The sequence below is a fragment of the Mesorhizobium sp. B1-1-6 genome (genome assembly GCF_006443035.1).
In the GTDB taxonomy this organism is placed as follows: domain Bacteria; phylum Pseudomonadota; class Alphaproteobacteria; order Rhizobiales; family Rhizobiaceae; genus Mesorhizobium.
Window position 1 is genome coordinate 15,259 of sequence record NZ_VFWR01000001.1, and the last position, 25,094, is coordinate 40,352.

The 25,094-nt window shown below is 63.0% G+C and carries 22 protein-coding genes and 1 riboswitch; of the genes, 11 read left to right on the top strand and 11 right to left on the bottom strand.

What is annotated here, in order from left to right:
- Positions 1–9: 9 nt before the first annotated feature.
- From FJ979_RS00070 to FJ979_RS00095, 5 genes are all read right to left on the bottom strand, one after another.
- Positions 10–1,197, bottom strand: coding sequence for a PLP-dependent transferase (locus FJ979_RS00070; RefSeq protein ID WP_140579682.1), 1,188 nt, complete (start codon positions 1,195–1,197; stop codon positions 10–12).
- Positions 1,194–1,928 (bottom strand): FadR/GntR family transcriptional regulator, encoded by a 735-nt coding sequence (locus tag FJ979_RS00075; RefSeq protein ID WP_140579684.1) that lies wholly within the window; start codon positions 1,926–1,928, stop codon positions 1,194–1,196. The genes FJ979_RS00070 and FJ979_RS00075 overlap by 4 nt, the downstream gene beginning before the upstream one ends.
- 150 nt (positions 1,929–2,078) lie before the next feature.
- Positions 2,079–3,572, bottom strand: a complete 1,494-nt coding sequence (locus tag FJ979_RS00080; RefSeq protein WP_140579686.1) for an FAD-dependent monooxygenase — start codon at positions 3,570–3,572, stop codon at positions 2,079–2,081.
- Positions 3,573–4,100: 528 nt separating this feature from the next.
- Positions 4,101–5,474 (bottom strand): PleD family two-component system response regulator, encoded by a 1,374-nt coding sequence (locus FJ979_RS00090; protein ID WP_140562440.1) that lies wholly within the window; start codon positions 5,472–5,474, stop codon positions 4,101–4,103.
- A gap of 33 nt (positions 5,475–5,507) precedes the next feature.
- Complete coding sequence (locus tag FJ979_RS00095; RefSeq protein ID WP_140501538.1) at positions 5,508–5,879, bottom strand: response regulator; 372 nt, start codon at positions 5,877–5,879, stop codon at positions 5,508–5,510.
- A 236-nt stretch (positions 5,880–6,115) separates the two neighbouring features.
- Between FJ979_RS00095 and FJ979_RS00100 the strand changes: the two genes are divergently transcribed.
- Positions 6,116–6,415 carry a DUF3572 domain-containing protein gene (locus tag FJ979_RS00100; RefSeq protein ID WP_140501536.1) on the top strand — a complete coding sequence of 100 codons (300 nt, stop codon included), beginning with the start codon at positions 6,116–6,118 and terminating at the stop codon, positions 6,413–6,415.
- Positions 6,416–6,565: 150 nt separating this feature from the next.
- On the opposite strand, the gene FJ979_RS00105 is transcribed toward FJ979_RS00100, so the two are convergent.
- Both FJ979_RS00105 and FJ979_RS00110 read right to left on the bottom strand, forming a co-directional pair.
- Positions 6,566–8,068 carry a hypothetical protein gene (locus FJ979_RS00105; protein ID WP_140580049.1) on the bottom strand — a complete coding sequence of 501 codons (1,503 nt, stop codon included), beginning with the start codon at positions 8,066–8,068 and terminating at the stop codon, positions 6,566–6,568.
- A gap of 94 nt (positions 8,069–8,162) precedes the next feature.
- Entirely contained in the window at positions 8,163–8,750 is a 588-nt protein-coding gene (locus FJ979_RS00110; RefSeq protein ID WP_140579688.1) for a GNAT family N-acetyltransferase, read from the bottom strand.
- A 65-nt stretch (positions 8,751–8,815) separates the two neighbouring features.
- Between FJ979_RS00110 and FJ979_RS00115 the strand changes: the two genes are divergently transcribed.
- Positions 8,816–10,144 (top strand): DNA polymerase IV, encoded by a 1,329-nt coding sequence (locus FJ979_RS00115; protein ID WP_140579690.1) that lies wholly within the window; start codon positions 8,816–8,818, stop codon positions 10,142–10,144.
- Positions 10,145–10,167: 23 nt separating this feature from the next.
- Here FJ979_RS00115 and FJ979_RS00120 read toward each other — a convergent pair whose 3' ends face one another.
- Positions 10,168–10,674, bottom strand: a complete 507-nt coding sequence (locus FJ979_RS00120; RefSeq protein ID WP_140501529.1) for a hypothetical protein — start codon at positions 10,672–10,674, stop codon at positions 10,168–10,170.
- A 179-nt stretch (positions 10,675–10,853) separates the two neighbouring features.
- Here FJ979_RS00120 and FJ979_RS00125 point away from each other — a divergent pair, with 179 nt between their 5' ends.
- Entirely contained in the window at positions 10,854–11,735 is an 882-nt protein-coding gene (locus FJ979_RS00125) for a DMT family transporter (RefSeq protein WP_140579692.1), read from the top strand.
- A gap of 17 nt (positions 11,736–11,752) precedes the next feature.
- Here FJ979_RS00125 and FJ979_RS00130 read toward each other — a convergent pair whose 3' ends face one another.
- The 3 genes from FJ979_RS00130 to FJ979_RS00140 form a co-directional block, all read right to left on the bottom strand.
- A complete protein-coding gene (locus tag FJ979_RS00130; protein ID WP_140579694.1) occupies positions 11,753–12,556 on the bottom strand; it encodes a potassium channel family protein in 804 nt (267 codons plus the stop codon).
- 67 nt (positions 12,557–12,623) lie between these two features.
- On the bottom strand, positions 12,624–16,151 hold the full coding sequence (gene dnaE, locus FJ979_RS00135; RefSeq protein WP_140579696.1) for a DNA polymerase III subunit alpha: 3,528 nt from the start codon (positions 16,149–16,151) through the stop codon (positions 12,624–12,626).
- Positions 16,152–16,264: 113 nt separating this feature from the next.
- Positions 16,265–18,277, bottom strand: a complete 2,013-nt coding sequence (locus FJ979_RS00140) for an acetyl/propionyl/methylcrotonyl-CoA carboxylase subunit alpha (protein ID WP_140579699.1) — start codon at positions 18,275–18,277, stop codon at positions 16,265–16,267.
- A gap of 202 nt (positions 18,278–18,479) precedes the next feature.
- On the opposite strand from FJ979_RS00140, the gene FJ979_RS00145 reads away from it, so the two are divergent.
- The 8 genes from FJ979_RS00145 to gcvH all read left to right on the top strand — a co-directional run bounded on the left by FJ979_RS00145 (position 18,480) and on the right by gcvH (position 25,080).
- Positions 18,480–19,607, top strand: coding sequence for an S-(hydroxymethyl)glutathione dehydrogenase/class III alcohol dehydrogenase (locus tag FJ979_RS00145; protein WP_140579701.1), 1,128 nt, complete (start codon positions 18,480–18,482; stop codon positions 19,605–19,607).
- 65 nt (positions 19,608–19,672) lie between these two features.
- A complete protein-coding gene (gene gfa, locus FJ979_RS00150) occupies positions 19,673–20,242 on the top strand; it encodes an S-(hydroxymethyl)glutathione synthase (RefSeq protein WP_140495858.1) in 570 nt (189 codons plus the stop codon).
- Positions 20,243–20,306: 64 nt separating this feature from the next.
- Positions 20,307–20,774 (top strand): YaiI/YqxD family protein, encoded by a 468-nt coding sequence (locus FJ979_RS00155; RefSeq protein ID WP_140495857.1) that lies wholly within the window; start codon positions 20,307–20,309, stop codon positions 20,772–20,774.
- A 25-nt stretch (positions 20,775–20,799) separates the two neighbouring features.
- The gene (locus FJ979_RS00160; RefSeq protein ID WP_140579703.1) at positions 20,800–21,477 is read left to right on the top strand and encodes a DUF1345 domain-containing protein; all 678 of its coding nucleotides are present in this window, start codon (positions 20,800–20,802) and stop codon (positions 21,475–21,477) included.
- A 116-nt stretch (positions 21,478–21,593) separates the two neighbouring features.
- Positions 21,594–22,475 (top strand): cytochrome b/b6 domain-containing protein, encoded by an 882-nt coding sequence (locus tag FJ979_RS00165; protein ID WP_140580050.1) that lies wholly within the window; start codon positions 21,594–21,596, stop codon positions 22,473–22,475.
- A gap of 1 nt (position 22,476) precedes the next feature.
- Positions 22,477–23,268: a molybdopterin-binding protein gene (locus FJ979_RS00170; RefSeq protein WP_140579705.1), complete on the top strand. Its 792-nt coding sequence runs from the start codon at positions 22,477–22,479 to the stop codon at positions 23,266–23,268.
- A 103-nt stretch (positions 23,269–23,371) separates the two neighbouring features.
- Positions 23,372–23,458, top strand: a riboswitch (glycine riboswitch).
- Between the two features lie 148 nt (positions 23,459–23,606).
- Positions 23,607–24,704, top strand: a complete 1,098-nt coding sequence (gene gcvT, locus FJ979_RS00175; protein WP_140555362.1) for a glycine cleavage system aminomethyltransferase GcvT — start codon at positions 23,607–23,609, stop codon at positions 24,702–24,704.
- Positions 24,705–24,711: 7 nt separating this feature from the next.
- Positions 24,712–25,080 (top strand): glycine cleavage system protein GcvH, encoded by a 369-nt coding sequence (gene gcvH, locus FJ979_RS00180; protein ID WP_140495853.1) that lies wholly within the window; start codon positions 24,712–24,714, stop codon positions 25,078–25,080.
- The last annotated feature ends 14 nt before the right edge of the window (positions 25,081–25,094 follow it).

The following is a 25,094-nucleotide window of genomic DNA, read 5'->3' on the forward strand; positions in this document are numbered from 1 at the left end:
AGCGGCTCGTTATTTTCTGGCTTTTTCGAAGGCCTGCGCCACGTCGGCCCACAGGTCCTCGACACTTTCCAATCCGACATTGAAGCGGATTGTTCGGGGGCTGACGCCGAAGCGCGCCATCGAATTCAGTCCCGGCGTCTGCTCCAGCGACGCCTTGGCCGGCACGACCAGGCTCTCATGGCCGCCCCAGCTCACGCCGATGCGGAAATATTTCAACGCATCGACGAAGACGGGGATGTCGATATCCTCGGTGACCTCGAAGGAGAACAACCCCGCGTAACCAGCAAGCGTCGCCTTGCCCGGATGGTTCGAATAGGCGGGGTGGTTGACGCGCTCGACATTGCCATGCGCCTTCAGCCGCTCGGCGATGGCAAGCCCGCTCTTCATGTGATGCGGCAGGCGCAGCGGCAGCGTGCGCAGCCCGCGCAGCAAGAGCCAGGCCTCGAAGGGCGAAAGCTTGCCGCCGAGATAAGAATAGGTCTGCTCGTTGATGTGCTTGATGTGGGCGGCCGAGCCTGCCACCACGCCGGCGACGGTGTCGCTGTGGCCGCCGAGATATTTCGAAGCCGAATGCAGCACCAGGTCGACGCCATGCGCGATCGGCTTCTGGAACACCGGTGTCGCCCAGGAATTGTCGATCGTGGTGACGATGCCCTGCTCCTTCGCCAGCCGGGTCAGGTGAGCCAGGTCCTGCAGCTCGAACATCATCGAAGTCGGGCTTTCCAGATAAAGCAGCTTGGCGCCCGGAAGGGCCGCCGCGACGGCATCCGGGTCGGAGCCGTCGACATAGTCGACCCTGATGTTGAGCCGCGGCAAAAGCCGCTCGAACAGCCGGTAGGCATCGCCGTAGCAATTGCGCACCGCAACGATGCGCTCGCCGGCACCGACGAAGGCGAGCACCGTGGCGCTGATCGCCGCCATGCCGCTGGAAAAGCCGCGCGCGGCTTCTGCCCCTTCGAGGGCCGCGACGCGTGCTTCGAATTCCATCACCGTCGGATTGTCGCCACGCGAATAGATCGGCTGCTTTCGTTTGCCAGCAAAGGTGTCGGCCATCTCGGCATAGTTGGCGAAGGTGAACAGCGATGTTTGGTAGATCGGCGGCACCACCGCCCCACCTGGGAAAGGCTCGTCATGCGCCAGAAGCGTCGCCGCCTCGGCAAGATAGTCGTGATCGAAACCTGAGGGATGTTCGTTCATGTCTGGCTCGAAAGTTTGAGTTTTGCCGCGCCGCGCTTGAGGTCGTCCTCGACGGTGGCGATCAGCTTGAGCGCCTCGGCGCGGGCGCCGTGCGGGTCGCGCGCGGCGATGCGCTCGTAAATGGTCCGATGATAGGGGAAGCTGGCGTGGCCGAAGTCGCGCACGCCAAGCGGGTGCTCCCAGAAGCGGTGGAACAATTCGTGCATGGCGGCGATGATCTGCTCGAACAGCGGGTTGCCGGAAACCCTGTAGATCGCCTGGTGGAACTCCCAGTCCTCTTCGGAAGACATGCCCTCGCGCGTGCGGAACGCCTGCTCCATGATATCGAGCTTGCGCTCGATTTCGGCGATATCGGTCTGGCTCGCGCGTTCGGCGCAAAGGGCGGCGGCTTCCGCCTCCAGCGCGCGACGGATTTCAAGCGTCTGCATCAGGCTGGTGAAGTCGTTGCCGCTCGCAAGCGTCAGCGGCAGATGCAACATGTCCGGCGAAACGGCTGCCTTGAGATAGGTGCCGCTGCCTTGCCGGCGCTCGACCAGGCCGAGCCCTTCCCAGCGCGTCAGCGCCTCGCGCACCGTGTTGCGGCTGACCTTCAGCCGCTCGGCCAGGATGCGTTCCGTTGGCAGCCGCTCGCCCGGCTGGAGGGCCTCGGCACGAACAAAGCCTACCAACGCCTTCAGCACGGCGTCGTCACGCGCCGTCGTCTGAATAGGTGGCAGGCTGTTTTGATCCACGCGCGTTCCAAGTGGTCCAATGGTCCAACCATTTTCTGCACAGATGGTACCTGCTGTCAACGGGATGTCAGGAGACCTAAAACCGTAAAAGCTCGCAACGGATGACAAGCACGCGTTTGCGGGCGATGCGCCAGGCCGGCCTCGACCCTGCTACGCCACATCAACGCGCGGCCCGAACCAGGTGGTCAGCGCATCGGCCAGTCCCTGTTGGCTTCCGGAACCAACCCATGCCACGTACCCGTCGGGGCGGATCAGCACCGCGTCGGGCCCGGCGACGGCCCCGAGAACTGGCAGCTCCCAGTCGGCGTCGTACACGGCGTCGACCTGCTGGACCCGATCCGCCCACGGCTTGATGGCAAGTCTGCCGGGCGTGCCGAGGTTGATCAGCACCGGTCGGGCATGGTGCAGCAAGGTAAACAGCCGCACCGGCCCGCTGGCGGTGAGCAGATCGAGGTCGGGTATTCGCCACCCAAGCAGCGCGTGCCCCTCCCCGAGGTCGTAGTGGACACCCAGGCCGGACATCTCTGCGGCGATTCGTTTGCGTGGTTCATCCATGGCGAGCAGTTCGGCGATGGTGTCGCCCAGGGCTTTGGTGCGGTCATCCATGCGGCGAAGCGCGACCTGCGCCATCGTGTTGCGCAACACGCGGGCGGCGACCGGATGGCGCTCGGCATGGTAGCTGTCGAGCAGACTGTCCGGTGATGCCCGTTTGACGACCTGGGCCAGCTTCCAACCCAGGTTGACCGCGTCCTGCACGCCGATGTTGAGGCCCTGTCCGCCCATTGGGGGATGGATATGCGCAGCGTCGCCGGCCAGCAGGACACGTCTGTCGCGGTAAGCGGCAGCCTGGCGCGTCATATCGGTGAAACGAGAGAGCCAGGTCGGACTGTGGACGCCGAAATCGGTGCCATAGATAACGGTGAGCGCCTCGCGGAGATCGTCCAATGTCGGTTCACCACCGATGATCAGTCGTTTCTCGGTCAGCACGATGCCCAACCGGTCGCCGTCCTCGATCTTGCCTATCGCATGGGTTCCGTGGGCGTCGCTGCGAAAGCCCAATGGCGGTTCTTCCGACATCTCGACCTCGGCGATCATCCAGCTCATCGTCGGATCCCATCCAGCGAATTCGATGCCCGCCGCCTTGCGGATCGTGCTGCGTCCACCGTCGCATCCGACGAGGTACTGCGCCTTCATCCGTCGGCCATCGGAAAGCCCCACATCCACGCCACTGTCGTCCTGCATGAAATCCGCAACTTCCTGTCCGCGATGGATCGGCACCCCCAATTCGCTGATCCAGTCGGCCAATATCCGCTCGATGTGGTTTTGCCGCAGCGCCAGCAGATAGTTGTGCCGGCTGGGAAAGTCGCTGATGTCTAAACGGATCATGTGGAAGCCGACGGTCGGGAAGCATCGCCCCTGGCAGAGGAACCGGTCGGCGATCCCGCGCTGGTCGAGCACCTCGATTGTGCGTGCGTGCAGGCCACCCGCGCGCAAGCCAATCAGCTGCTGGGTCGGGCGCCGCTCGACAATGGCGACGTCGATGCCCGCCAATGCGAGTTCGCCTGCCAGCATCAATCCTGTCGGGCCGCCCCCGGCGACAATCACCGCATGATTTCGACGCGATCCATCTGTCGGTGCACGCATTCCCGTCACTCCGCTCCCATTGGCTAGGGCCGCGGTTTTACGGGAGGAACCCGGGCTTGAAGCAAGCCCCTTGGGCGCCATATGTATGAAGTGAGGAGCAACACCCTCCGCCGGATGGCAAGAGAGCGTGCGCCGCAGCTCTTCACATCGTGGCTCGCCTTTTACAGTCCAAATGCTGTCGATATCCTGTGCGCAAAAAGCTCCTCATATCCGGAGCTTGGCGCAGAATCCTGATGCTATTTTGAAAGGGGGCCGGTCGGCGTTTGGCAGCGGTACGAGGAGGCCACTATGTGCCAGCGCCGGCCGGCCGACCCCACGGACCCAGGAGATGCGGCGGACCTGAGCATCATGGGGTATTTTTTGATCGACCCGGCTGTCTGTCCTCGTGCCGGCGTCGCTCTGTCTGTGGCCGCACATTTGCGCAAGAGCTTATGAAAATCAACAGTTTCTTAACCAAGCCTCGTGAATCGCTTGGATTAAGGTAAATGGGTAACCTTGCCGGATTGACGGATACTCTTACCCGGTCCGTCAGGCAGCCTTGGCGACGACGCGGTTGCGGCCACCGCTCTTGGCTTCATAGAGCGCCAGATCGGCGCGTTTCATCAGCGCCGCCACCGTATCCACCCCCTTCAGCACCGACGACACGCCGACGCTGACGGTGACCTCGATGGCCTTGCCGTCAGGCCCGATGACGAACGGCATCTGGGCGATTTCGGCGCGGATGCGTTCGGCCACCTTTTCGGCGATCGCTCCATCGGTGTCAGGCATGACCACTACGAACTCCTCACCGCCGAACCGGCAGGCCAGATCGATGCCGCGCACGTTCTTGCGCAGCCGCCGCGCGAATTCCCGCAGCACCTCGTCGCCACCGTCATGGCCGTGCGTGTCGTTAATCGACTTGAAGCGATCGAGGTCGGTGATCATCACCGACAGCGGCCGACGCCGCGCCACGGCGCGGTCGAACAGCGTCTGGAGATGGCTGTCGAGATAGCGGCGGTTGTGCAGCCCGGTCAGCCCGTCGGTCACCGCCATTTCGATCGTCTGCGTCACGCTGGCGCGCAATTGGTCGTTGTAGCGCTTGCGGCGCACCTGGGTGCGCAACCGCGCCGTCAGTTCCTGCTGGTCGATAGGCCGCATCAGATAGTCGTTGATGCCGAGTTCGAGACCACGGATGATGCGCTCCTCCTCGCCCTCCTCCGCCAGCAGGATGATCGGCAGGAAGCGTGTGCGATCGAGCGAGCGCAGTTGCGAGCAGAGCCGAAGCGGATCGAAATCGGCGAAGCTCGTCGAGATCATCACGCATTCATAGGGCGTCTCCGCCGCCTGGAAGAAGCCGGCATGCGGATCGCTGGCGACATCCAGGTCAGCACAGTCGCGCAGCATCTTCTGGACGCGCTCGATCGACGATTTGCGCTCATCGATCAGAAGCACTTTCGGCGTCGTGTCCTCGGAGGCGAAATTGCGGCTGAGCAACTCTTCGATGCCGATGTTGCGCGTGGTCGAAGCGCGCAGCCGCAACTCGTCGGTCAGCGACTTCAGCCTGACGAGGCTCTTGACGCGCGTCATCAGTTGCAGGTCGTTGACGGGTTTGGTCAGGAAATCGTCGGCGCCGACCTCAAGCCCGCGCACCCTGTCGGAAACCTGGTCGAGTGCGGTGATCATTACCACTGGAATATGCGACGTCGCCGGATCGCTCTTCAGGCGGCGGCAGACCTCGAAGCCGTCCATGTCCGGCATCATGACGTCGAGCAGCACGACGTCGACCTTGCCGTTCTCGCAGGTCTCGATCGCATCCGGGCCGTTGGTGGCGGTCAACACCTCGAAATATTCGGCCAGCAGCCGAACCTCCAGCAGCCTGACATTGGCAGGGATGTCGTCGACGACGAGAATCCGAGCGGTCATTTCACAAGGCTCCGGCTTTGGCGGCAAGGTGCATCAGGAATCACCCAGGTAGGACTTGATGGTTTCGATGAAGCGCGGCACCGAGATCGGCTTGGAGATATAAGCCTCGCAGCCGCCCTGGCGGATGCGCTCCTCGTCGCCCTTCATCGCGAAGGCGGTGACGGCAATGACCGGGATGACGTGCAGGTCGTCGTCTTCCTTCAGCCATTTCGTCACCTCCAGCCCAGACACTTCAGGCAACTGGATGTCCATCAAAATGAGATCCGGCCGGTGCTGACGCGCCAGATCGAGCGCTTCCAGACCGTTGCGGGTGCGAACTGTCTCGTAACCGCTTGCTTCGATGAGGTCCCGAAAGAGCTTCATGTTGAGCTCATTGTCCTCGACGATCATGACCTTCTTAGGCATCGATATCCCGTCCCGGCCGCTGTTTCGCTCGAACGCGGCCGTTATGCGCCCTTCCGGGACGCACCAAACCCTGGTCGACTCTACGGCAATATGATTGACGAAACGGAAACCTGCGGCGAGAAAAGCTGCTCCGTTTCCACCTCGGGTCCCGCACTGAAGAGGTAACGACTTGCCGCAAGCGACGCTTGCCATTACTGCGGAAGAGACTCACATTCCGCATACCCTGAAAGGTAATGATGGCAAACGCAGCGTCAATGCGCGAAGAGGCCGAAACCATTGCCGTGAAGGCTCTGGCCTTCGTCGCCTCTGATCCCGAACTGCTGCCTCGCTTCCTGGCGATCACCGGCATCGAGGCGCATTCGATCCGCAAAGCTGCCGGCGAGCCGGGATTTCTGGCCGGTGTGCTGCAGTTCGTTCTCGCCCACGAACCCACATTGCTGCGTTTTGCCGAGGAAACCGGCACGCCACCGGCCTCCGTCGGCAAGGCGTTGCGCGCGCTGCCGCTGGGCGACGATAACCACGAGCATTCCATATGAGTGACGATCCCAAGGCGGCGCCCCGATCGCCAGGTCGAGCGAAGTCTGACTCTTGTCGCCCGCCCGGTCTGAGCGACAAGTATAAAACGAAGGCTTGAGGCGCGTCGCGCCAATCCGTTCGAAGGCGACGCGCTTTGGTGAGCCGAGTGGCTACGGTGTCGGGTCCGCCTGGTCCGTCTCGTCGCCGCCATCGTCAATGCTGTCGTCCTCGGCTGTATCGGCCGGCTTCAGCATGACGCCATTGACAATGACCGAACCGTCCGGCTTGGCGTTGATGACCCATTCCATACGGCCGTCCGTCAAGGTCTTGCCGAACCCTTTCACCATCAGGGCCACAGGGACGTACTGCGCCACCTCCGGTTCCGATTTCGCCGCTTCCTGCAGGCCTTCGACGATCTTGTCGAAGCCGGCGACGTCCACCGTCACATTGGCTTCCGGCTTCTCGCCAGGAAACGTCATTTCGCCTTCCAAGGCGATTTCGGTATCCTTGTTCTTGATGGTGCTATGGCCAATGACGACCTTCGGCGTCTTGGCCATGAAGTCGGTTTTGAGCTGCTCTCCGAATTCGGCCGACAGCGGCGGGTTCTTGTTAAGATCAAAGGCTTCGATTGCCTTCTTCGCCATGCTGTCGAGATCGATATTGGCGCCGCCGAAGTTCAGGTCGATATCGGTCGGCAGCAGCGCTATGCTCCAGTTCGGCAGAAGCTGCTGCGGCACGGTCAACCCAGATGCCTTGACCCCGTAGCCGATCGTACCGCTCTGGGCGACGCCATCCATTCCGAAGGCGGTGCTGAGCTGCGCCGCACCGAACGTGCCGACCGGGCTCTCGACCGCGAAATTCTTGAACCCGTATGTCCCGTCGATGCGCTCCCACACAGGAAGCGCGGCGAGCAGAAGCGATTTGAGCTGCGCCTGGTTGGCTTTCAGCGTGGCTTCATTCTCATTGGCGACGGCAAATGCCAGGAGATCGAGCAGCGGCTTGGTCTGCACGCCCTTGCCTTTGGCATCCACCGACAGTTCCGGTGATTTGACGGTGACCGGGAATTTCAGTCCGCTTTCGGGATCGTCGAATTTGATCGCCTCGACAAAGTTCGACACTTTTTGCGACAACGCGAAATCGACCCCGCCATTGGCAGCCTTGGTGGCGGCCATGGTCGCGGTGCCGCCGTCGGCGCTGACTTCCATGTGCTGCTTGGCATCTTGCGACACCATCGTCATGCCCGCCATCGAACTGGTGCCGCTGGTAAAGGCCGCCAGATTGGGGTCGTAGACACCGGAACCCTTGCCGTCCTTGATAGAAAATTGCGTGCTCTGCAGCCCCTGCGGCCCGTTGAACTCGAAGGAGGCGCTGTGCGAAAGATCCATCGAGACATCCCAGGTCCCGTCGCTGCGCGGCTTGACCAGCAGGGCGTAGGGCGCAAAGTCGAATTTCAACAGCTTCTGGTCGGGCAAGGTGCCGGCGAGCGCCTTGAAATCGAACATGATCTTGTAGGCGCCGCCTTCGACCGAGACCTTCAGGATGCCCTTGTCGAGGGCCTGTTTGCCGACATAGCGGGACAGGTTCTCGGATAGCTGCTTCGCACCCTGGCTGTCGACGCTCTGGCCGAAAGCGGGCGCGCTGAGCAGAAGCGCGGTAAAGGCGATTGGCAACATCCGGTTCACGTAGAATTCTCCGTTTGGTCGAAAAGGCAAAATCGTCTCCTACTTCTGGTAGGGAAAGACCGTCACAACTGCAAGACGGCGAAGTTCAGGCGCTCGGCTCCAGCACCAGCCGCATCAACGGCCGGCCCGCCTTGCGTTCCAGGAGCCGCTCGAACCCGGCCTTCTCGAACACGCGCGACGAGCCCACGAACAGCCCGATGGAGCGTGAATCCTTCGACAGGTCTATCGGGCAGGCTTCCACCATTCGCGCGCCGTTCCTGCGGGCGAAATCGATGCCGCCTTCGACCAGGCGATGGCTGATGCCCTGGCCCCGTGCCTTGGCGCGGATGAAGAAACAGGAAATTGCCCAGACGCTCGGATCCGATGCGTCCGCGGGATCGACCGGAGCCGAGCCCCGGCCCCGGTTGTTCCACTCGGGCACGTCGGCGCGCGGCCCGATCTGCATCCAGCCGACTGCCTTGCCGTCCTCGAACGCCAGCATGCCCGGTGGCGGGCCTGCTTCGATGCGCGCCCTGATGTGGTCTTTGTTGCGTTCGCGGCTGCTTTCGCGACGAGCCGCCGGCGCCAGCCGGAAATGCGTGCACCAGCAGCCGTAGCAGGCGCCCTGCTTGCCGAAGAGATCTTCGAATTCAGGCCAGAGCTCAGGCGCCAGCGGCACTATGGTCGTGCTCATGCGTTCTCCCCAGGCCAAGCTTGTCGCTAGCCTTGCACTGTCGTACCATTGTGTTTGTTCTCTTTATGTTCGCAGCGATGGCGGCTCCTGTCAATAATCCTGATCACGGTTTCTGCCGCGACTGCCTGGCCTTTCAGCGCAGCGACGCCAGGCGCTGCGAGCGATGCGGCAGCCCCAGGCTTGCCCGTCATCCCGAGCTGTACCGGCTGCATCTGGCCCATATCGACTGCGACGCTTTCTATGCGGCAATCGAAAAACGCGACAACCCGGCGCTGAAGGACAAGCCGCTGATCATCGGCGGCGGCAAGCGCGGCGTCGTCTCCACCGCCTGCTACATCGCCCGAATAAGGGGCGTGCGTTCCGCCATGCCCATGTTCAAGGCGCTCGAGGCTTGCCCCGAAGCGGTGGTTATCCCGCCCAACATGGAAAAATACGTGCCCGTCGGGCGCGAGGTGCGCGCCATGATGCAGGCGCTGACGCCGCTGGTCGAGCCGCTCTCGATCGACGAGGCGTTTCTCGACCTTGCCGGAACCGAACGGCTGCACGGCCTGCCGCCGGCGGTGGTGCTGGCTCGTTTCGCGCTGGCCGTCGAGAAGGAGATCGGCATCACCGTTTCGTCAGGTCTGTCCTACTGTAAGTTCCTGGCCAAGGTGGCGTCGGATTTCCGCAAGCCGCGCGGCTTCTCGGTCATCGGCGAAGCGGAAGCCTTGGGCTTCCTCGCCGCACAGCCGGTGAGCATGATCTGGGGTGTCGGCAAGGCATTCAACGCCACGCTCGAACAGGACGGCATCCGCACCATCGGCCAGCTCCAAAAGATGGACCGCGGCGACCTCATGCGCCGCTATGGCGTGATGGGCGACCGGCTCTACCGGCTCTCGCGCGGCGAGGACGTCCGCCGCGTCGATCCCGACCAGGACGCCAAGAGCGTATCGGCCGAAACCACTTTCGACACCGATATCGCTTCGCTGGACGAGCTGGTCTCGGTGCTGCGGGGCCTTTCGGAAAAGGTCTCGGCCCGATTGAAGAAATCCGGCATCGCCGGGCGCACGGTGGTGCTCAAGCTGAAGACGCAGGATTTCAAGATCCGCACCCGCAACCGCCAGCTCGGCGACCCGACCCGGCTCGCCGACCGCATCTTTTCGACCGGGGTCGAGCTGCTGCGCAAGGAAACCGACGGCACCAAATACCGGCTGCTCGGCGTAGGCGTCAGCGATCTTTCCGCCGATGACAAGGCCGATCCGCCCGATCTGGTCGATATCCAGTCGCGCAAGCGGGCCATGGCCGAAGGCGCCATCGACGCGCTGCGCGACAAGTTCGGCCGCAAGGCGGTGGAAACCGGCTATACGTTCGGCAAGGGCCGCGACACCCACCCGCCAGAGCCGCTGGAAGACTGATAATGGATATCAGCTGTCGAGATTTAGGTGCGCTGCAGATCGATCCTGCTTGTCACCATGCTCTTGCCGGTTTTCGGATCAGTGTCGATCACCGTCAGCCGCATGCCGTTCTCGCCTCGTTTCTCGACCTTCATCTGCGCCTTTCGGTCACCATTGACCTCCTTGGCCCAACGGATGCCGAGATTGATCGCGTTGCCCGAACGGGTGCCGTTCAATTGCGCAGGCCCGGTACGAGACCCGACATAAGTGCCGCTATATTTCGCTCCGGCAGTCCTCAGGTCCGCGCTGATGGCGCGCGTCACCACGATAAGCCCTCGGCAATTGCCATCGAGCGACAATGAGGTCGACGTCGCGTTTGACCTGAACGTGCAGGACACATTCACCGTCGGCGCGTCGGTAGTCACCTTGACGATGCCCTTGCCGGTGAAATTGCCCTTGAACGACTGGAGAAATCTGGACTCGTCGGCATGTGCCGCGCCTGCCGTGACCAACAGGCAGCCAGCAAGCGCAAATTGCGCAAATGATCTCATCGAAATTCTCCTATCGACATTGAAAGGCACCTGCGAAGCACTTCCGATATTCGGAACTCAACGCCCCCTGCCGTGCCAGGTTCCGCCTTCAACATGACTGTTTTGCAACATCCGGCTGGCCCAGAAGAATGCGGCTGCTAGCGGTTGCGGCAAAAGCCACGGCCTGCGACATAGCGGAAATGGCACCCACCCCTTCCATCCCCAAGGCCGCGTTCTGGATGGCGCTGTCGATCGCCTCGTTCCTGGCGATGTCGGTCGCGGGCCGCGCCACCACGGCCGAGCTCAACGTTTTCCAGGTGCTGGAGCTGCGCTCGGTGATCGGCTTTTTCATCCTGCTGCCGCTGGTCATGCAAAATGGCGGCTTTGCCGCCATGCGCACTGGGCGCCCCCTCGCCCATGTCACGCGCAACGTGGTTCACTATACCGGCCAGGCGGCGTGGCTCTACGCCCTGACGCTGATCCCTTTGGCGGTGCTGATCTCGATCGAATTCACGACGCCGATCTGGACGGCGATCCTTGCGGTCACCTTTCTCGGCGAAAGGCTCACCCGGCCGAAGCTCGGGGCCGTGGCGCTCGGGCTGATCGGTGTTGTGATCATTGTGCGCCCAGGCGTCGGCTCGGTCGATCCGGGACATCTGGTCGTGCTGGGCGCGGCAATGTGCTTCGGCATCTCGCTGGTCCTGGTCAAGTCGCTGACGCGGACCGACAGCGTTGTGCGAATCATCTTCTGGATGCTGATCATCCAGTCGGTGCTCGGCCTGATCCCGGCGCTCTACGAATGGCGCAACCCGTCGCTCGAGCTGTGGCCGTGGATCCTGCTGATCGCCTTCACTGGCATGTCGTCACATTTCTGCATGGCCTGGGCGCTGAGCTACGCCGATGCCACCGTCATTTCTCCGATGGATTTCCTGCGCGTGCCGCTGTCGGCATTGATCGGCTGGCTGCTCTACAAGGAGCAGATCGACGCTTTTACCGCAGGCGGGGCATTGCTGATCCTGATGGGCAATATGCTCAACCTGCAGCGCCGGCAGCCAAAGCCGGCGCAAGCGACGGCATCGTAGCGCGCCTCAATCGCCCCTCAATCACCGCTGTCGGGTATGTTGAGGAGGTGGCCGCAGGCCTTGCAGTGAACGGCGTCCGGCTCGTGCCGTTGCAGGCCGCATTGCGGACAGGGAAAGAACACCTTGGCCGGTCGGAAGATCGCCTGCGCCAGCCTGACGAACAGCGATATGCCGATGATCATGGTCACGATCGCCGTCAGTTTCCCCGCCATTCCCGGCAGCACGATGTCGCCGAACCCGGTCGTGGTCACCGTCGCGACGGTGAAGTAAAGCGCGTCGATGTAGCTTTCCAGCCCCGCTCCGCTGCGGAAGAAGAAAGTGTAAACGAAACCGGTGATCACGAAGAGGAACGTCAAGAGGTTGATCACCGCGTGGCTCGCTTCGCGCCAGGGCCGCAGGCCCTGCATCTCGAAATGCCGCCAGAGCGAACCGCTGCGTGACAGCGACCACAGCCGCAGGATGCGCAGAAAGCCGAGATTGGCGAGCGCCGTCGGCATCAGCAGCGTCAAAAGGATGAAAATGTCCACCCAGGAGGTCGGCTGCTTCATCAGCCGCAGCATGTCGTTCGAGGCAAGCAGCCTGGCAGCCAGGTCGGCGGCGACCAGAGCCGCCACCGCATAGTCGAGCCACAGGAATGAGGCCGACTGCTGGATGATGGGCGTGGCGATGAAGAAGGCAATGATGGCCACGTCGATGATGACCGCAACCAGCTGAAAGCGAAAGGCCGCCGGCGTGCGGCCGTGGTAGAGCTTGCGCAACGTGTCGCGCAGCCGCGCCATTGCGGAACGGTCCTGCAATCCGTCGCTGTCTTTCGTCTTCATGGCAATTGCGGTGACTTGAGCGGCGGATGCCGCCCGGCGGATTGCCACCAGTCCCCGTAAGTGGCGATCACACCAGCTCCACTTCGACCACGCCTGGCACGGCGCGCATCGCCGAGGCGATTTGCGGCGAGACGCGGTAGCCCCCCTGCAGGGCAATCTCCACCTCGCCCTGCGCTTCTTCCTTGATAACGATGATGCTCACCTGACTTTCACCGCGCTGGGTAAGCTGCGACTGAATGATCGAGGCAGGCGCATCGTTTCTGACGAAGATGCGCAGTGCCTTCTGGATGCGGCTGGCCTCGTCCTCAAGCGACTGCACTGTCTGGATGCGCAGGTTGACGCCCTCCGGCCTGTCCTCCGCCGCCACGGTGATGACCACGGAGCGGCCCGGCTCCAGCATGTCGCGATACTGCGCCAATCCTTCGGAAAACAGCACCGCCTCATACTGGCCGGACGTGTCCGAGAACTGCACCACGCCCATCTTGTTGCCGGTCCGCGTCTTGCGCTCCTGCTTGGTGGTCACGGTGCCGGCGAGGCGCCCTGCGGTGGCACCGCGCTTGACCGCGGCCGAAAACTCCGCCCAGTTCTGCACCCGCATCTTCTGCAGCGCCGCCTTGTACTCGTCCAGCGGATGGGCGGAGAGATAGAAACCGACCACCTGGAATTCGCGGTGCAGGCGGTCGGCGGCGAGCCACGGTTCCGTCACCGGCAGGTTGAGCGCCTGCGACTGCGCCCCCAGGGATGCGCCGAAGATATCGGCTTGACCAGAGACGGCGTTCTGTTGCGCCAGCGATGCCAGCCCCATCATCCGCTCGACGCCAGCCATCATCGCAGCGCGGTCATGGCCGAAACAGTCCAGCGCTCCAGCCATGATCAGGCTTTCGAAGACGCGCTTGCCGACGATTTTCGGATCGACCCTTTCGCAGAAATCGGCCAGGCTCTTGAACGGCTTTTCGCCGCGCATGGCGACGATATGCTCCACCGCCGCGTCCCCGACGCCCTTGAGCGCGGCCATCGAATAGTAGATGCGGTTCTCCCCGACCTCGAAGGGACGAAAGCTTGATATCACCGACGGCGCCACCACCTCGATGCCGAGGCGCAGCGCATCCTGGCGGAAATCCGCGAGCTTGTCGGTGTTTCCCATGTCGAGCGTCATCGACGCCGCCAGGAACTCGACCGGATAATGCGCCTTGAGATAGGCGGTCTGGTAGGAGACGACGGCGTATGCGGCCGCGTGCGACTTGTTGAAGCCGTAGTCGGCGAACTTGGCAAGCAGGTCGAAGATGAAGTCGGCCTGCGGCTTGGCCACGCCGCGTTCGACGGCGCCCGAGACGAAGCGCTCACGCTGCTTGTCCATCTCGGCGCGGATCTTCTTGCCCATGGCGCGGCGCAAAAGATCTGCTTCGCCCAGCGAATAGCCGGACAATTCCTGCGCGATCTGCATCACCTGTTCCTGGTAGACGATGACGCCTTGCGTCTCCTTCACCAGATGGTCGATCTTGGGATGGATCGACGCCATCTCCTCCTCGCCATGCTTCCTGGCGTTGTAGGTCGGTATGTTCTCCATCGGTCCCGGCCGGTAGAGCGCGACCAGTGCGATGATGTCCTCGATGCAGTCGGGCCGCATGCCGATCAGCGCCTTGCGCATGCCGGCACTTTCCACCTGGAACACCCCGACCACTTCGCCGCGCGACAGCATGGCGTAGGTCTCGGGGTCGTCGAGCGGTATCGTCGCAAGATCGATGTCGATGCCGCGGCGGCGTATCAGCTTCACCGCCGTCTCCAGCACCGTCAGCGTCTTCAGGCCGAGAAAGTCGAACTTCACCAGCCCGGCCTGCTCGACATATTTCATGTTGAACTGGGTGACCGGCATGTCCGAACGAGGATCGCGGTACATCGGCACCAGCTCCGACAGCGGCCGGTCGCCGATGACGATGCCGGCGGCGTGCGTCGACGCATGGCGATAAAGCCCTTCCAGCTTCTGTGCCATGTCGAGCAGCGTCTGGACGATCGGCTCCTTTTCGGCCTCCTCGGCAAAACGCGGCTCGTTGGCGATGGCGTCCGCCAGTTTTACCGGATTGGCCGGGTTCTGCGGCACCATCTTGGACAGCTTGTCGACCTGGCCGTAAGGCATTTGCAGCACGCGACCGACGTCGCGCAGCACGGCGCGGGCTTGCAGCGTTCCAAAGGTGATGATCTGGCCGACCTGGTCGCGTCCATATTTCTGCTGGACATAGCGGATCACCTCTTCGCGGCGGTCCTGGCAGAAGTCGATGTCGAAATCGGGCATCGACACGCGGTCCGGATTGAGGAAGCGCTCGAACAGCAGCGAGAAACGCAGCGGATCGATGTCGGTGATGGTGGTGGAATAGGCGACCAGCGAGCCCGCACCCGAGCCGCGCCCCGGCCCGACTGGAATGCCTTGCGACTTGGCCCATTTGATGAAGTCGGCAACGATCAGGAAGTAGCCTGGGAATTTCATCTTCTCGATGATGCCCAGCTCGAACTCGAGCCTCTCGCGGTATTGCTCGACCGTATAGCCCGGCGTCGGTCCGTGCGCGGCAAGCCGGGCCTCCAGCCCTTCACGCGCCTGGCGGGCAAGTTCGGCGGCCTCGGCCTTCTCGGCTGCGTCCTTGTCCGACGCGTCGCCGCCGGTAAAGCGCGGCAGGATCGGGCTGCGGGTTTTCGGATAGTAGGAGCAGCGCAACGCGATCTCGACCGTGTTGTCGATCGCTTCCGGCAGATCGGCGAACAACGCTGCCATCTCAGCCTGGCTACGCAGGAAGTTATCCGGTGAAAGCCGGCGGCGATTGTCCACGGCGACGACCGAGCCCTCCGCTATGGCGATCAGCGCATCATGCGCGTCATAATCGTCGCGCGAGGAGAAGAACGCCTCGTTGGTGGCGACGAGCGGTAATTCGTGGGCATAGGCGAGATCGATCGCGGAATGTTCTATCAGCCGGTCGTAACCGGAAACTCGTTCCAGTTCGACATAGAGCCGATCGCCGAACAGGGCTTTCAGGGTCGACAGCCGGGTCTCCGCGAGATCGCGTCGATCCTCCTTCAGAGCCGCGCCGATAGGGCCGCGGGGACCGCCGCTGAGGCAGATCAGCCCGTCGGCCTGGCCCTCCAGCATCTCGCTGGTCAGATGCACCGCCTCGCCGGGCGGCGTCTCCAGATAGACGCGGCTTACCAGCCTGACCAGATTGGAATAGCCGGCCTCGGTCGCCGCGATAAGCACGACTGGCCGCATCTCGGGCCCCTGCCGCCGGCGGTCGCGCTGGCCGTCGACGTTCTCGCCGGAAAAGGCGAGCGCGATCTGGCAGCCGATGATCGGCTGGATGCCGTCCTTCACCGCCTTCTGCGCGAATTCGAGCGCGCCGAACAGATTGTTGGTGTCGGTGACCGCGATTGCCGGACACTCGTCCTTGACCGCATGGCCGACGATCTTGCCGAGTTGGAGCGCGCCTTCCAGCAGCGAATAGGCCGAGTGGACGCGAAGATGCACGAAAGGACGCGCCGGCGCTTCTGGCGCCGCCGCCTTCACTGCCGCTTCGCGCAGCAAGGGGTCGCGTGGAAGTCTGTCATCCGCCATGGTTTTTCGCGTTTCCCGAAGGACTTGAGTCGATCAAGATGTATTGTCCGGCACCGGGCGATGCCAGTCCAGCACAAACGAACATCGGCCACAGGCTTCCGCCCGCCCTCGCTTCAGGCGAATTCCATGATCACCGCGTCGACGGCCAGGCTGTCGCCCGGCTTGACGTTGAGTTTCGCCACCACGAGATCGCGCTCGGCGCGCAGCACGTTCTCCATCTTCATCGCCTCGACGACGGCCAGAGTCTCGCCGGCCTTGACCTCCTGGCCTTCGGCGACGGCGATCGAGACGACGAGGCCGGGCATGGGGCAAAGCAGCAGGTTGGACGTGTCGGGCGCCAGCTTTTCCGGCATCAGCCTTTCCAGCGCGGCAATGCGCGGCAGCATGGCGCGCGCCGTCACGGAAAGCCCTTTCCACGCGATGCGAAGGCCGTTTGGCGCCGGGCGCAGTTGCGCCACCATTTCGTGCCCGCCGACGCTGCCGCGCCAGACCAGTTCGCCCGGCCGCCAGGCCGACGAAACCGTCAGCGGCTTGCCGCCCTCGATGGACAAGTTGACTTCCATCGGAATGGAGATCATGCCCTCCAGGATGGACGCGGACAGATAGTCCTTGCCAATCTTCACCACCCAGTCCCGCTTGAGTGCCCCCGAATGCGGCGCCAAGCGCCCGCCCAGCCGGTCGAGTCGGTCGCGGCGCAGCAGTTCGACCACGGTGGCGACCGCCGCCAACACGGCCTTGTCGTCATGGTCGGGCAGGATCGGCGCAAAGCCGTCGGGATATTCCTCTGCGATGAATCCGGTCGAAATCCGCCCTTCCCGCCAGCGCGGATGCTGCATGAGCGCCGCCAGAAAAGGGATGTTGTGCTCGATGCCGTCGACGACAAAACTGTCCAACGCTTCGGACATCGCGTCGATTGCCTCCAGCCGGGTCGGCGCCCAGGTGCACAGCTTGGCAATCATCGGGTCGTAGAACATCGAAATCTCCGATCCCTCGGTGACGCCGGTGTCGTTGCGGATGATGACGTCGCCGACTTGCCCTTCCTGCGGCGGTCGATAGCGCGTCAGGCGGCCGATCGACGGCAGGAAGTTGCGATACGGATCCTCGGCATAGAGCCGGCTCTCCACCGCCCAGCCATTCAGTTTCACGTCGCTTTGCTTCAAGGCGAGCTTCTCGCCGGCGGCCACACGGATCATCTGCTCGACCAGATCGATACCGGTGACAAGCTCGGTCACCGGATGCTCGACCTGCAATCGTGTATTCATTTCAAGGAAATAGAAGTTTTTCTCAGCGTCGACGATGAATTCCACCGTGCCGGCGCTCTGGTAGTCGACGGCCCTGGCCAGCGCCACCGACTGCTCGCCCATGGCCTTGCGCGTCCTGGCATCGAGGAAAGGCGATGGCGCCTCCTCGGCCACCTTCTGGTTGCGGCGCTGGATCGAGCATTCGCGCTCGCCGAGATAGAGCGCGTTGCCATGCGCGTCGGCCAGCACCTGGATCTCGATGTGGCGTGGATCGACGATGAACTTCTCGATGAAGACGCGGTCGTCGCCGAACGAGCTCTTGGCCTCCGAGCGCGCGCGGTCGAAGCCGTCGCGCACCTCGGCCTGGTTCCAGGCGATGCGCATGCCCTTGCCGCCGCCACCGGCCGAGGCCTTGATCATCACGGGATAGCCGATCTCTCCGGCGATCTTCTCCGCGTGGTCGGCGTTCTCGATGACGCCGAGCCAGCCGGGAACCGTCGAAACATTGGCGGCGTTGGCGAATTTCTTCGATTCGATTTTGTCGCCCATCGCCTTGATGGCCTTCGGCTTCGGCCCGATGAAGACGATGCCCTCCTTCTCCAGCGCCTCGCAGAATGATGCGCGCTCGGACAGGAAGCCATAGCCGGGATGCACGGCCTGAGCGCCGGTCGCCTTGCACGCCGCGATGATTTTCTCGGGCACGAGATAGCTCTGCGCGGCTGGCGACGGTCCGATATGCACCGCCTCGTCGGCCATCTCGACATGCACGGCATCGCGATCGGCGTCGGAATAGACAGCGACCGTGGCGATGCCCATCTTGCGCGCGGTCTTGATGACGCGGCAGGCTATCTCGCCACGGTTGGCGATCAGGATTTTGGTGAACATGCGGGCAAATTCCCCTCCGGCGGACGGTCCAGTTCTATGGATTATGTCGCCATGTCTCAAGTACCGTGTGCGTGGCGCGAACGCCTGCGGTCAAGGGTGTGCTACCTGCGTCAAGAAAGCCGATATTTCGTCTCATCTGGCGGTTGATGAGCAGGCCAAAACCTGAAAGCCTGAGCGCAAAATCGCGATGGAGGATTGCCAGATGAAAACCCGCGCCGCTGTTGCCGTTGCCGCCGGAAAGCCGCTTGAGATCATGGAGGTCGACCTCGACGGCCCGCGCGAGGGCGAGGTGCTGGTCGAGATCAAGGCGACCGGCATCTGCCACACCGACGAGTTCACGCTGTCGGGTGCCGATCCCGAGGGCCTGTTTCCGGCCATTCTCGGCCATGAGGGCGCCGGCGTGGTAGTCGATGTCGGCAAGGGCGTCACCTCGGTCAAAAAGGGCGACCATGTGATCCCGCTCTATACGCCCGAATGCCGCCAGTGCCCGTCGTGTTTGTCGCGCAAGACCAATCTGTGCACCGCCATCCGCGCCACGCAGGGCCAGGGCCTGATGCCGGACGGCACCTCGCGCTTCTCGATCGGGGGCGAAAAACTGTTTCACTATATGGGCTGCTCGACCTTCTCCAACTTTACGGTGCTGCCGGAGATCGCCGTTGCCAAAGTCAATCCCGACGCGCCCTTCGACAAGATCTGCTACATCGGCTGCGGGGTGACCACCGGCGTAGGCGCGGTCATCAACACCGCCAAGGTCGAGCAAGGCGCGACCGCGGTGGTCTTCGGCCTCGGCGGCATCGGGCTCAACGTCATCCAGGGCCTAAGACTTGCCGGCGCCGACATGATCATCGGCGTCGATCTCAACAACGACAGACGAGCCTGGGGCGAGCGCTTCGGCATGACGCATTTCGTCAATCCGAAGGAGATCGACGGCGACATCGTTCCCCATCTCGTCAACATGACCAAGCGCGGCGCCGACCAGATCGGCGGCGCCGACTACACGTTCGACTGCACCGGCAACACCAAGGTGATGCGCCAGGCGCTGGAGGCTTCGCATCGCGGCTGGGGCAAGTCGGTGGTCATCGGCGTGGCGGGCGCCGGCCAGGAGATCTCGACGCGGCCCTTCCAGCTGGTCACCGGGCGGACCTGGATGGGCACCGCCTTCGGCGGCGCGCGCGGCCGCACCGACGTGCCCAGGATCGTCGACTGGTACATGGACGGCAAGATCGAGATCGACCCGATGATCACCCACACGCTCAAGCTCGAGGACATCAACAAGGGGTTCGACCTCATGCATGAGGGCAAGTCGATCAGGAGTGTCGTGGTTTACTGAGGGCGGCCACACGCCGCGGGCAACGGGCCCGCGACCTCTGTGGTCAAAAATGGGAGGAGAAAAGCATGGCGGAAAAACTGCATCCGAAAATCGACAATGGTCTGCCCAGGGAGAGTGCGAGCTTTATCGGCGGCACGCTGGTCTGCGCCTGTACCAGCAATCCGGTCAAGGTGAAGGTCAAGGGCCAGATCGCCCACAACCACGCCTGCGGCTGCACCAAATGCTGGAAGCCCGAAGGGGCGGTGTTCTCGGTGGTGGCCGTAGCCGGCACCGGCGACGTCACCGTCACCGAGAACGGCGACAAGCTGAAGGTGGTGGACCCGAGCGCGTTGATCCAGCGCCATGCCTGCACCGGCTGCGGCGTCCACATGCATGGACCCGTCGAGCGCGACCATCCGTTCAAGGGCTTGTCCTTCATCCATCCCGAGCGCTTCGAGGAGGATGGCTGGTCGCCGCCGGGCTTTACCGCCTTTGTTTCTTCGATCATCGAATCCGGTGTCGACCCGAGCCGCATGGACAGCATTCGCGGCCAACTGAAATCGATCGGCCTCGAACCTTATGACTGCCTCAACCCCGGCCTGATGGACTATATCGCCACCTGGACCGCCAAGAGGTCGGGAGCGCTTCCGGCCTGACGACCATGAGATTTGAGGCATGGGGCCGGACGGGTTGCCGGCCCCATGCTCATTTGGAGAGACAATGCCCGCACCCGCCATCCTCGTCGACGCAGACGCTTGCCCGGTCAAAGCCGAAGTCGAAAAAGTTGCCGAGCGCCACGGCGTCGTCGTCACCTATGTTTCCAATGGCGGCCTGCGCCCCTCCCGCGACCCAATGATCCGCAATGTCGTCGTGTCCAAGGGTGCCGACGCCGCCGACGACTGGATCGTGGAAAACGCAAAACCCAACGACATCGTGGTGACCGCGGACATTCCACTGGCCGCACGCACGGTGGCGCTCGGGGCCCATGTATTGGGGCCGACCGGACGTCCCTTCACGCCGGAAACGATCGGCATGGCGGTGGCAATGCGCGACTTGAAGCAGCATCTGCGCGAGACCGGCGAAAGCAAGGGGTACAATGCCAGCTTCGCACCGCAGGACCGCTCGCGGTTTCTCGGCGAACTCGACCGCATCTTGCGGCGCGCTCTAAAATCCGCCACACCGCAGTAGAAGCCCAGCGCCATTCGGAACCATCATGGCCGCCGAAATCCCGTCCAGGACGCCCATGCACCGGCACATGCTGTTCGCGGTGTCGGCTTGTGTCGGCGTCTTTGCGCTTCTGCTGGCGTTGCTGCTTCACGCGCCGCTCGCTTATTCGATCGGCGCCAACGCCTTTTTTGCCGCCTATGTCACGCTGGTTGTCGCGCAGATGCCCAAATTCACCGGCACATATCTCAGCAAGAATGCGCGCGACACCGACCAGCCTGTGCTGGTCATCTTCGCCGTCACGTTGGTCGTGGTCGGCGTTGCCATCACATCACTGTTCCAGTTGATCAACCAGAAAGGCAGTTCGAACGCGATGGAGCTCGGCTTCGCGCTGCTATCGATTCCCCTCGGCTGGTTCACCATCCACGCCATGGCGGCATTGCACTATGCGCATGTGTACTGGATGGACGGCGACCTGGTCGATGCCGGAACCAAGAAGAAAATCCCGGTCGGCGGCTTGCTGTTCCCCGGCGACAAACGGCCGGAAGGCTGGGATTTTCTGTACTTCTCGACGGTCATCGGCATGACGGCGCAGACCGCCGACACCAACATATCGACAACCCATATGCGCCGCGTCGTGCTTGTTCATTCGATCCTGTCGTTCTTCTTCAACACGGTCATCGTCGCCGCCGCCGTCAATCTTGCCGTCAGCCTGGGCGGCCCTTGAGCTTCGATCTGATATTTTCGTGATCTATGAAACATCGGCTTGGCTGGCGACGTATCAGGAGGAGAATGATGCAGACAGCGGCCGCGCCGGATGGAACGGCCAGGAAGCGAGACCAGATGGAATCGGTTGCCATGAACCAACCCGCCGCCAGCGCGGACAGTGACGCTACGAAGGCCACGACATTAATCTACCGGCAATCGGCCTGGACGCGGCTGACGCACTGGCTGTGGGCCATCTCGCTCTTCTTCATGCTGCTTTCCGGCCTCCAGATCTTCAACGCCCGCCCGCAGCTCTATCTCGGCAAGCAGTCCGGCTTCGACTACAACAACACCGTCTTCGCTATCGGCGCCGAGAATACGAATGCCGGGCCGCGCGGCTATACCGAAATCCTCGGACACCGCTTCGACACGACCGGCGTGCTCGGCTGGTCTGGGCCGGCAGGACAAGAGACGCCCCGCGCTTTCCCGTCCTGGGCGACGATCCCGTCATACTACGACCTCGGCACGGCACGCGTCGTGCATTTCTTCTTCGCCTGGGTACTGACGACGACGCTGCTTGTGTGGCTGGTCGCCAGCCTGGTCAACGGCCACATCAGACGTGACCTCGCCCCTCGCCTGGACGATCTCAGGCGCCTACCGCAAGATATCGCCAATCACGCCAGGCTGAAATTCCACCACACGCGCGAATACAACACGCTGCAGAAAATGGCCTATGGCGGCGTGCTGTTCGTGCTGTTGCCGCTGATGATCCTCACGGGGCTCGCAATGTCGCCAAGCATGAATTCGGTGCTGCCGTTCCTCAACGACCTGCTCGGCGGCCGGCAGACGGCGCGCACCGTCCATTTCACCGTCATGGTGCTGCTGGTCGCCTTCTTCATCATCCATATTCTGATGATCGTCGCCGCCGGCCCGATCAACGAACTGCGCTCGATCGTCACCGGATGGTATCGGACCGATCCGCCGGCCCATCACGCAAAATCCTCCGAAAGGAGCGCCTGATATGGCAAAATTCGAGATCAACCGCAGGAAATTCCTGACCGCGGCCAGCCTTGGCCTTTCCGGTATCGCGCTTTCAGGCTGCGACGCCTTCGACAGCCAACTCGGCGTGGGCGGCGGGCTGCGCAGCTTCCTCGAAAATGCCAACGATCTCACACACCGCGCGCAACGTCTGCTCGCGGGCCGTGATTCGCTGGCGCCGGAATTTACTGAAGCCGATATCCGTCAGCCGATGCGCCCCAACGGGGTGACGTCACCCGACGACGATACCTACAAGACCCTGCTCGCCAACAACTTCGCCGACTGGCGGCTGGAGGTCTCGGGCCTGGTCGAAAAGCCGCTGTCGCTGACCCGCGAGCAGCTCATGAACATGCCGAGCCGAACGCAGATCACCCGCCATGATTGTGTCGAAGGCTGGAGCTGCATCGCCAAATGGACCGGCACGCCGCTGTCGCTGGTCCTCGACCAGGCGGTGGTCAAACCCGAGGCGCGCTACGTCATGTTCCATTGCCTGGACACGATCGACCGCAGCCTCTCGGGCGACATCAAATATTACGGCAGCATCGACCTCATCGACGCCCGCCACCCGCAGACGATCCTGGCCTACGGCGTCAACGGCAAGCCGCTGCCGGTCGAGAACGGCGCGCCGCTGCGTGTCCGGGTCGAGCGCCAGCTCGGCTACAAGATGCCGAAATATCTCTACAAGATCGAGCTGGTCGACGGCTTCGCCGCCTTAGGAGGCGGACGGGGCGGTTATTGGGAAGACAATGGCTACGACTGGTATGGCGGGATCTGATCGCAATCGGCACGATGCCGCCATTTTATTTTGCACGTCGCATGCAGGTGACAATCCGTCGTTGACGGGCTATGGATGACGAGTCGAGGGCTTTTGCGAGCCCTACCTGTTTGCGGGAGAGAGCAGCGAGAGCTGTCGCCGAAGGGGAAATCGCCCGAAATCTCTCAGGCAAAAGAACCGTAGACGGGAAAGACACTCTGGAAAGTCGGGGCCTGCCCCCGCGCCGAAGGTGTAAGCGCTGCCGACAGAGTTACGGGGCGCGAGTCTCTCAGGCTTCAGACAGAGGGGCACGGACTGGTCGCCATTCGCGACCGATTGCGTGCGACTCTGGAGAACACATGACGGGCGACACCAAACACCTTCCTCTCGAAGACATCCACGCAGCTGCCGGTGCGCGCTTTGGCGCCTTTGTCGGCTGGTCGATGCCGCTGACCTACCCGGCCGGCGTCATGAAGGAGCATCTTCACACCCGCGAACATGCGGGCCTGTTCGACATCTCGCACATGAAACTGTTCAAGGTCATCGGGCCGGGCGCGATTCCCCTGCTCAACCTTGCCTGTCCGCTCGATGCGGGCGCGCTCGAAATCTCACAGTCGAAGCTGACATTTTTCCTGAACGAGGCCGCGGGGATCCTGGACGATCTGATCGTCACCCGGCTGGGCGATACCAACTTCATGGTCGTCGCGAATGCCGGCAACGCGATCGCCGACGAGAAGCATTTGCGCGAGCTTGCGACCGGCTTCGATGTCAAGGTCGAACCGCTCGACCGGGTCTTCCTCGCCATCCAGGGTCCCGAGGCCTGGGCGGCACTTTCGCGCGCCGGTATCGAGACCGGGTCGCTGCTGTTCATGCATGGCATCGAACCGCGAAAGAACTGGTTCATGAGCCGGTCCGGCTACACCGGCGAGGACGGGTTTGAGATCGGCCTGCCTGAGGCAGACGCGCGCGGTCTCGTGGCGAAGCTGCTCGAAGACGAGCGCGTGCTGTGGATCGGCCTTGCCGCCCGTGACAGCCTGCGGCTGGAAGCCGGCCTCTGCCTGCACGGCCAGGACATCACCGCGCAAACCGATCCGGCAAGCGCGGCGCTGATGTGGGCCATCCCGAAGGACATCCGCGCGAACGGCACGTTTATCGGCGCCGACGCGCTGCGCACCGCCGTCGAGCGCGGCTCCGCTCAGAAGCGCGTCGGCCTGAGGCCGGATGCCCGCCAGCCGGTGCGCGCCGGCGCCACGCTCTTTGACGCCGACGGCAATCCCGCCGGCCACGTAACCTCGGGCGGTTTCGGCCCGTCTGCCGGCCATCCCGTCGCCATGGGTTATGTCCCGACGCCCTTGGCGAAACCCGGAACTCGGGTTTTCGCCGACGTGCGCGGAACGAAGATTCCCGTCGACGTTTCTTCCCTGCCCTTCCTCCCGCATCGCTACCGCAAAGGATAATTTTCAGATGGCAAAGACCTATTTCACCGCCGATCACGAGTGGCTCAGCGTCGAGGGCGGCATCGCCACCGTCGGCATCACCGACTACGCGCAGGAGCAGCTGGGCGACCTCGTCTTCGTCGAACTGCCCGAAACAGGCAAGAAGCTCGCCAAGGGCGACACCGCCGTCGTGGTCGAATCCGTCAAGGCGGCCTCCGACGTCTACGCGCCGGTCGACGGCGAGATCACCGAGGCCAACGCAACGCTGTCGTCCGATCCGTCGCTGGTCAATTCGGCGGCGACCGGCGCCGGGTGGCTATGGAAAATGAAGCTTGCCGACGAAAGCCAGCTCGCCAGCCTCATGGATGAGGCCGCCTACAAAGCCCATATCGGCTGAAATCAGGACGCATT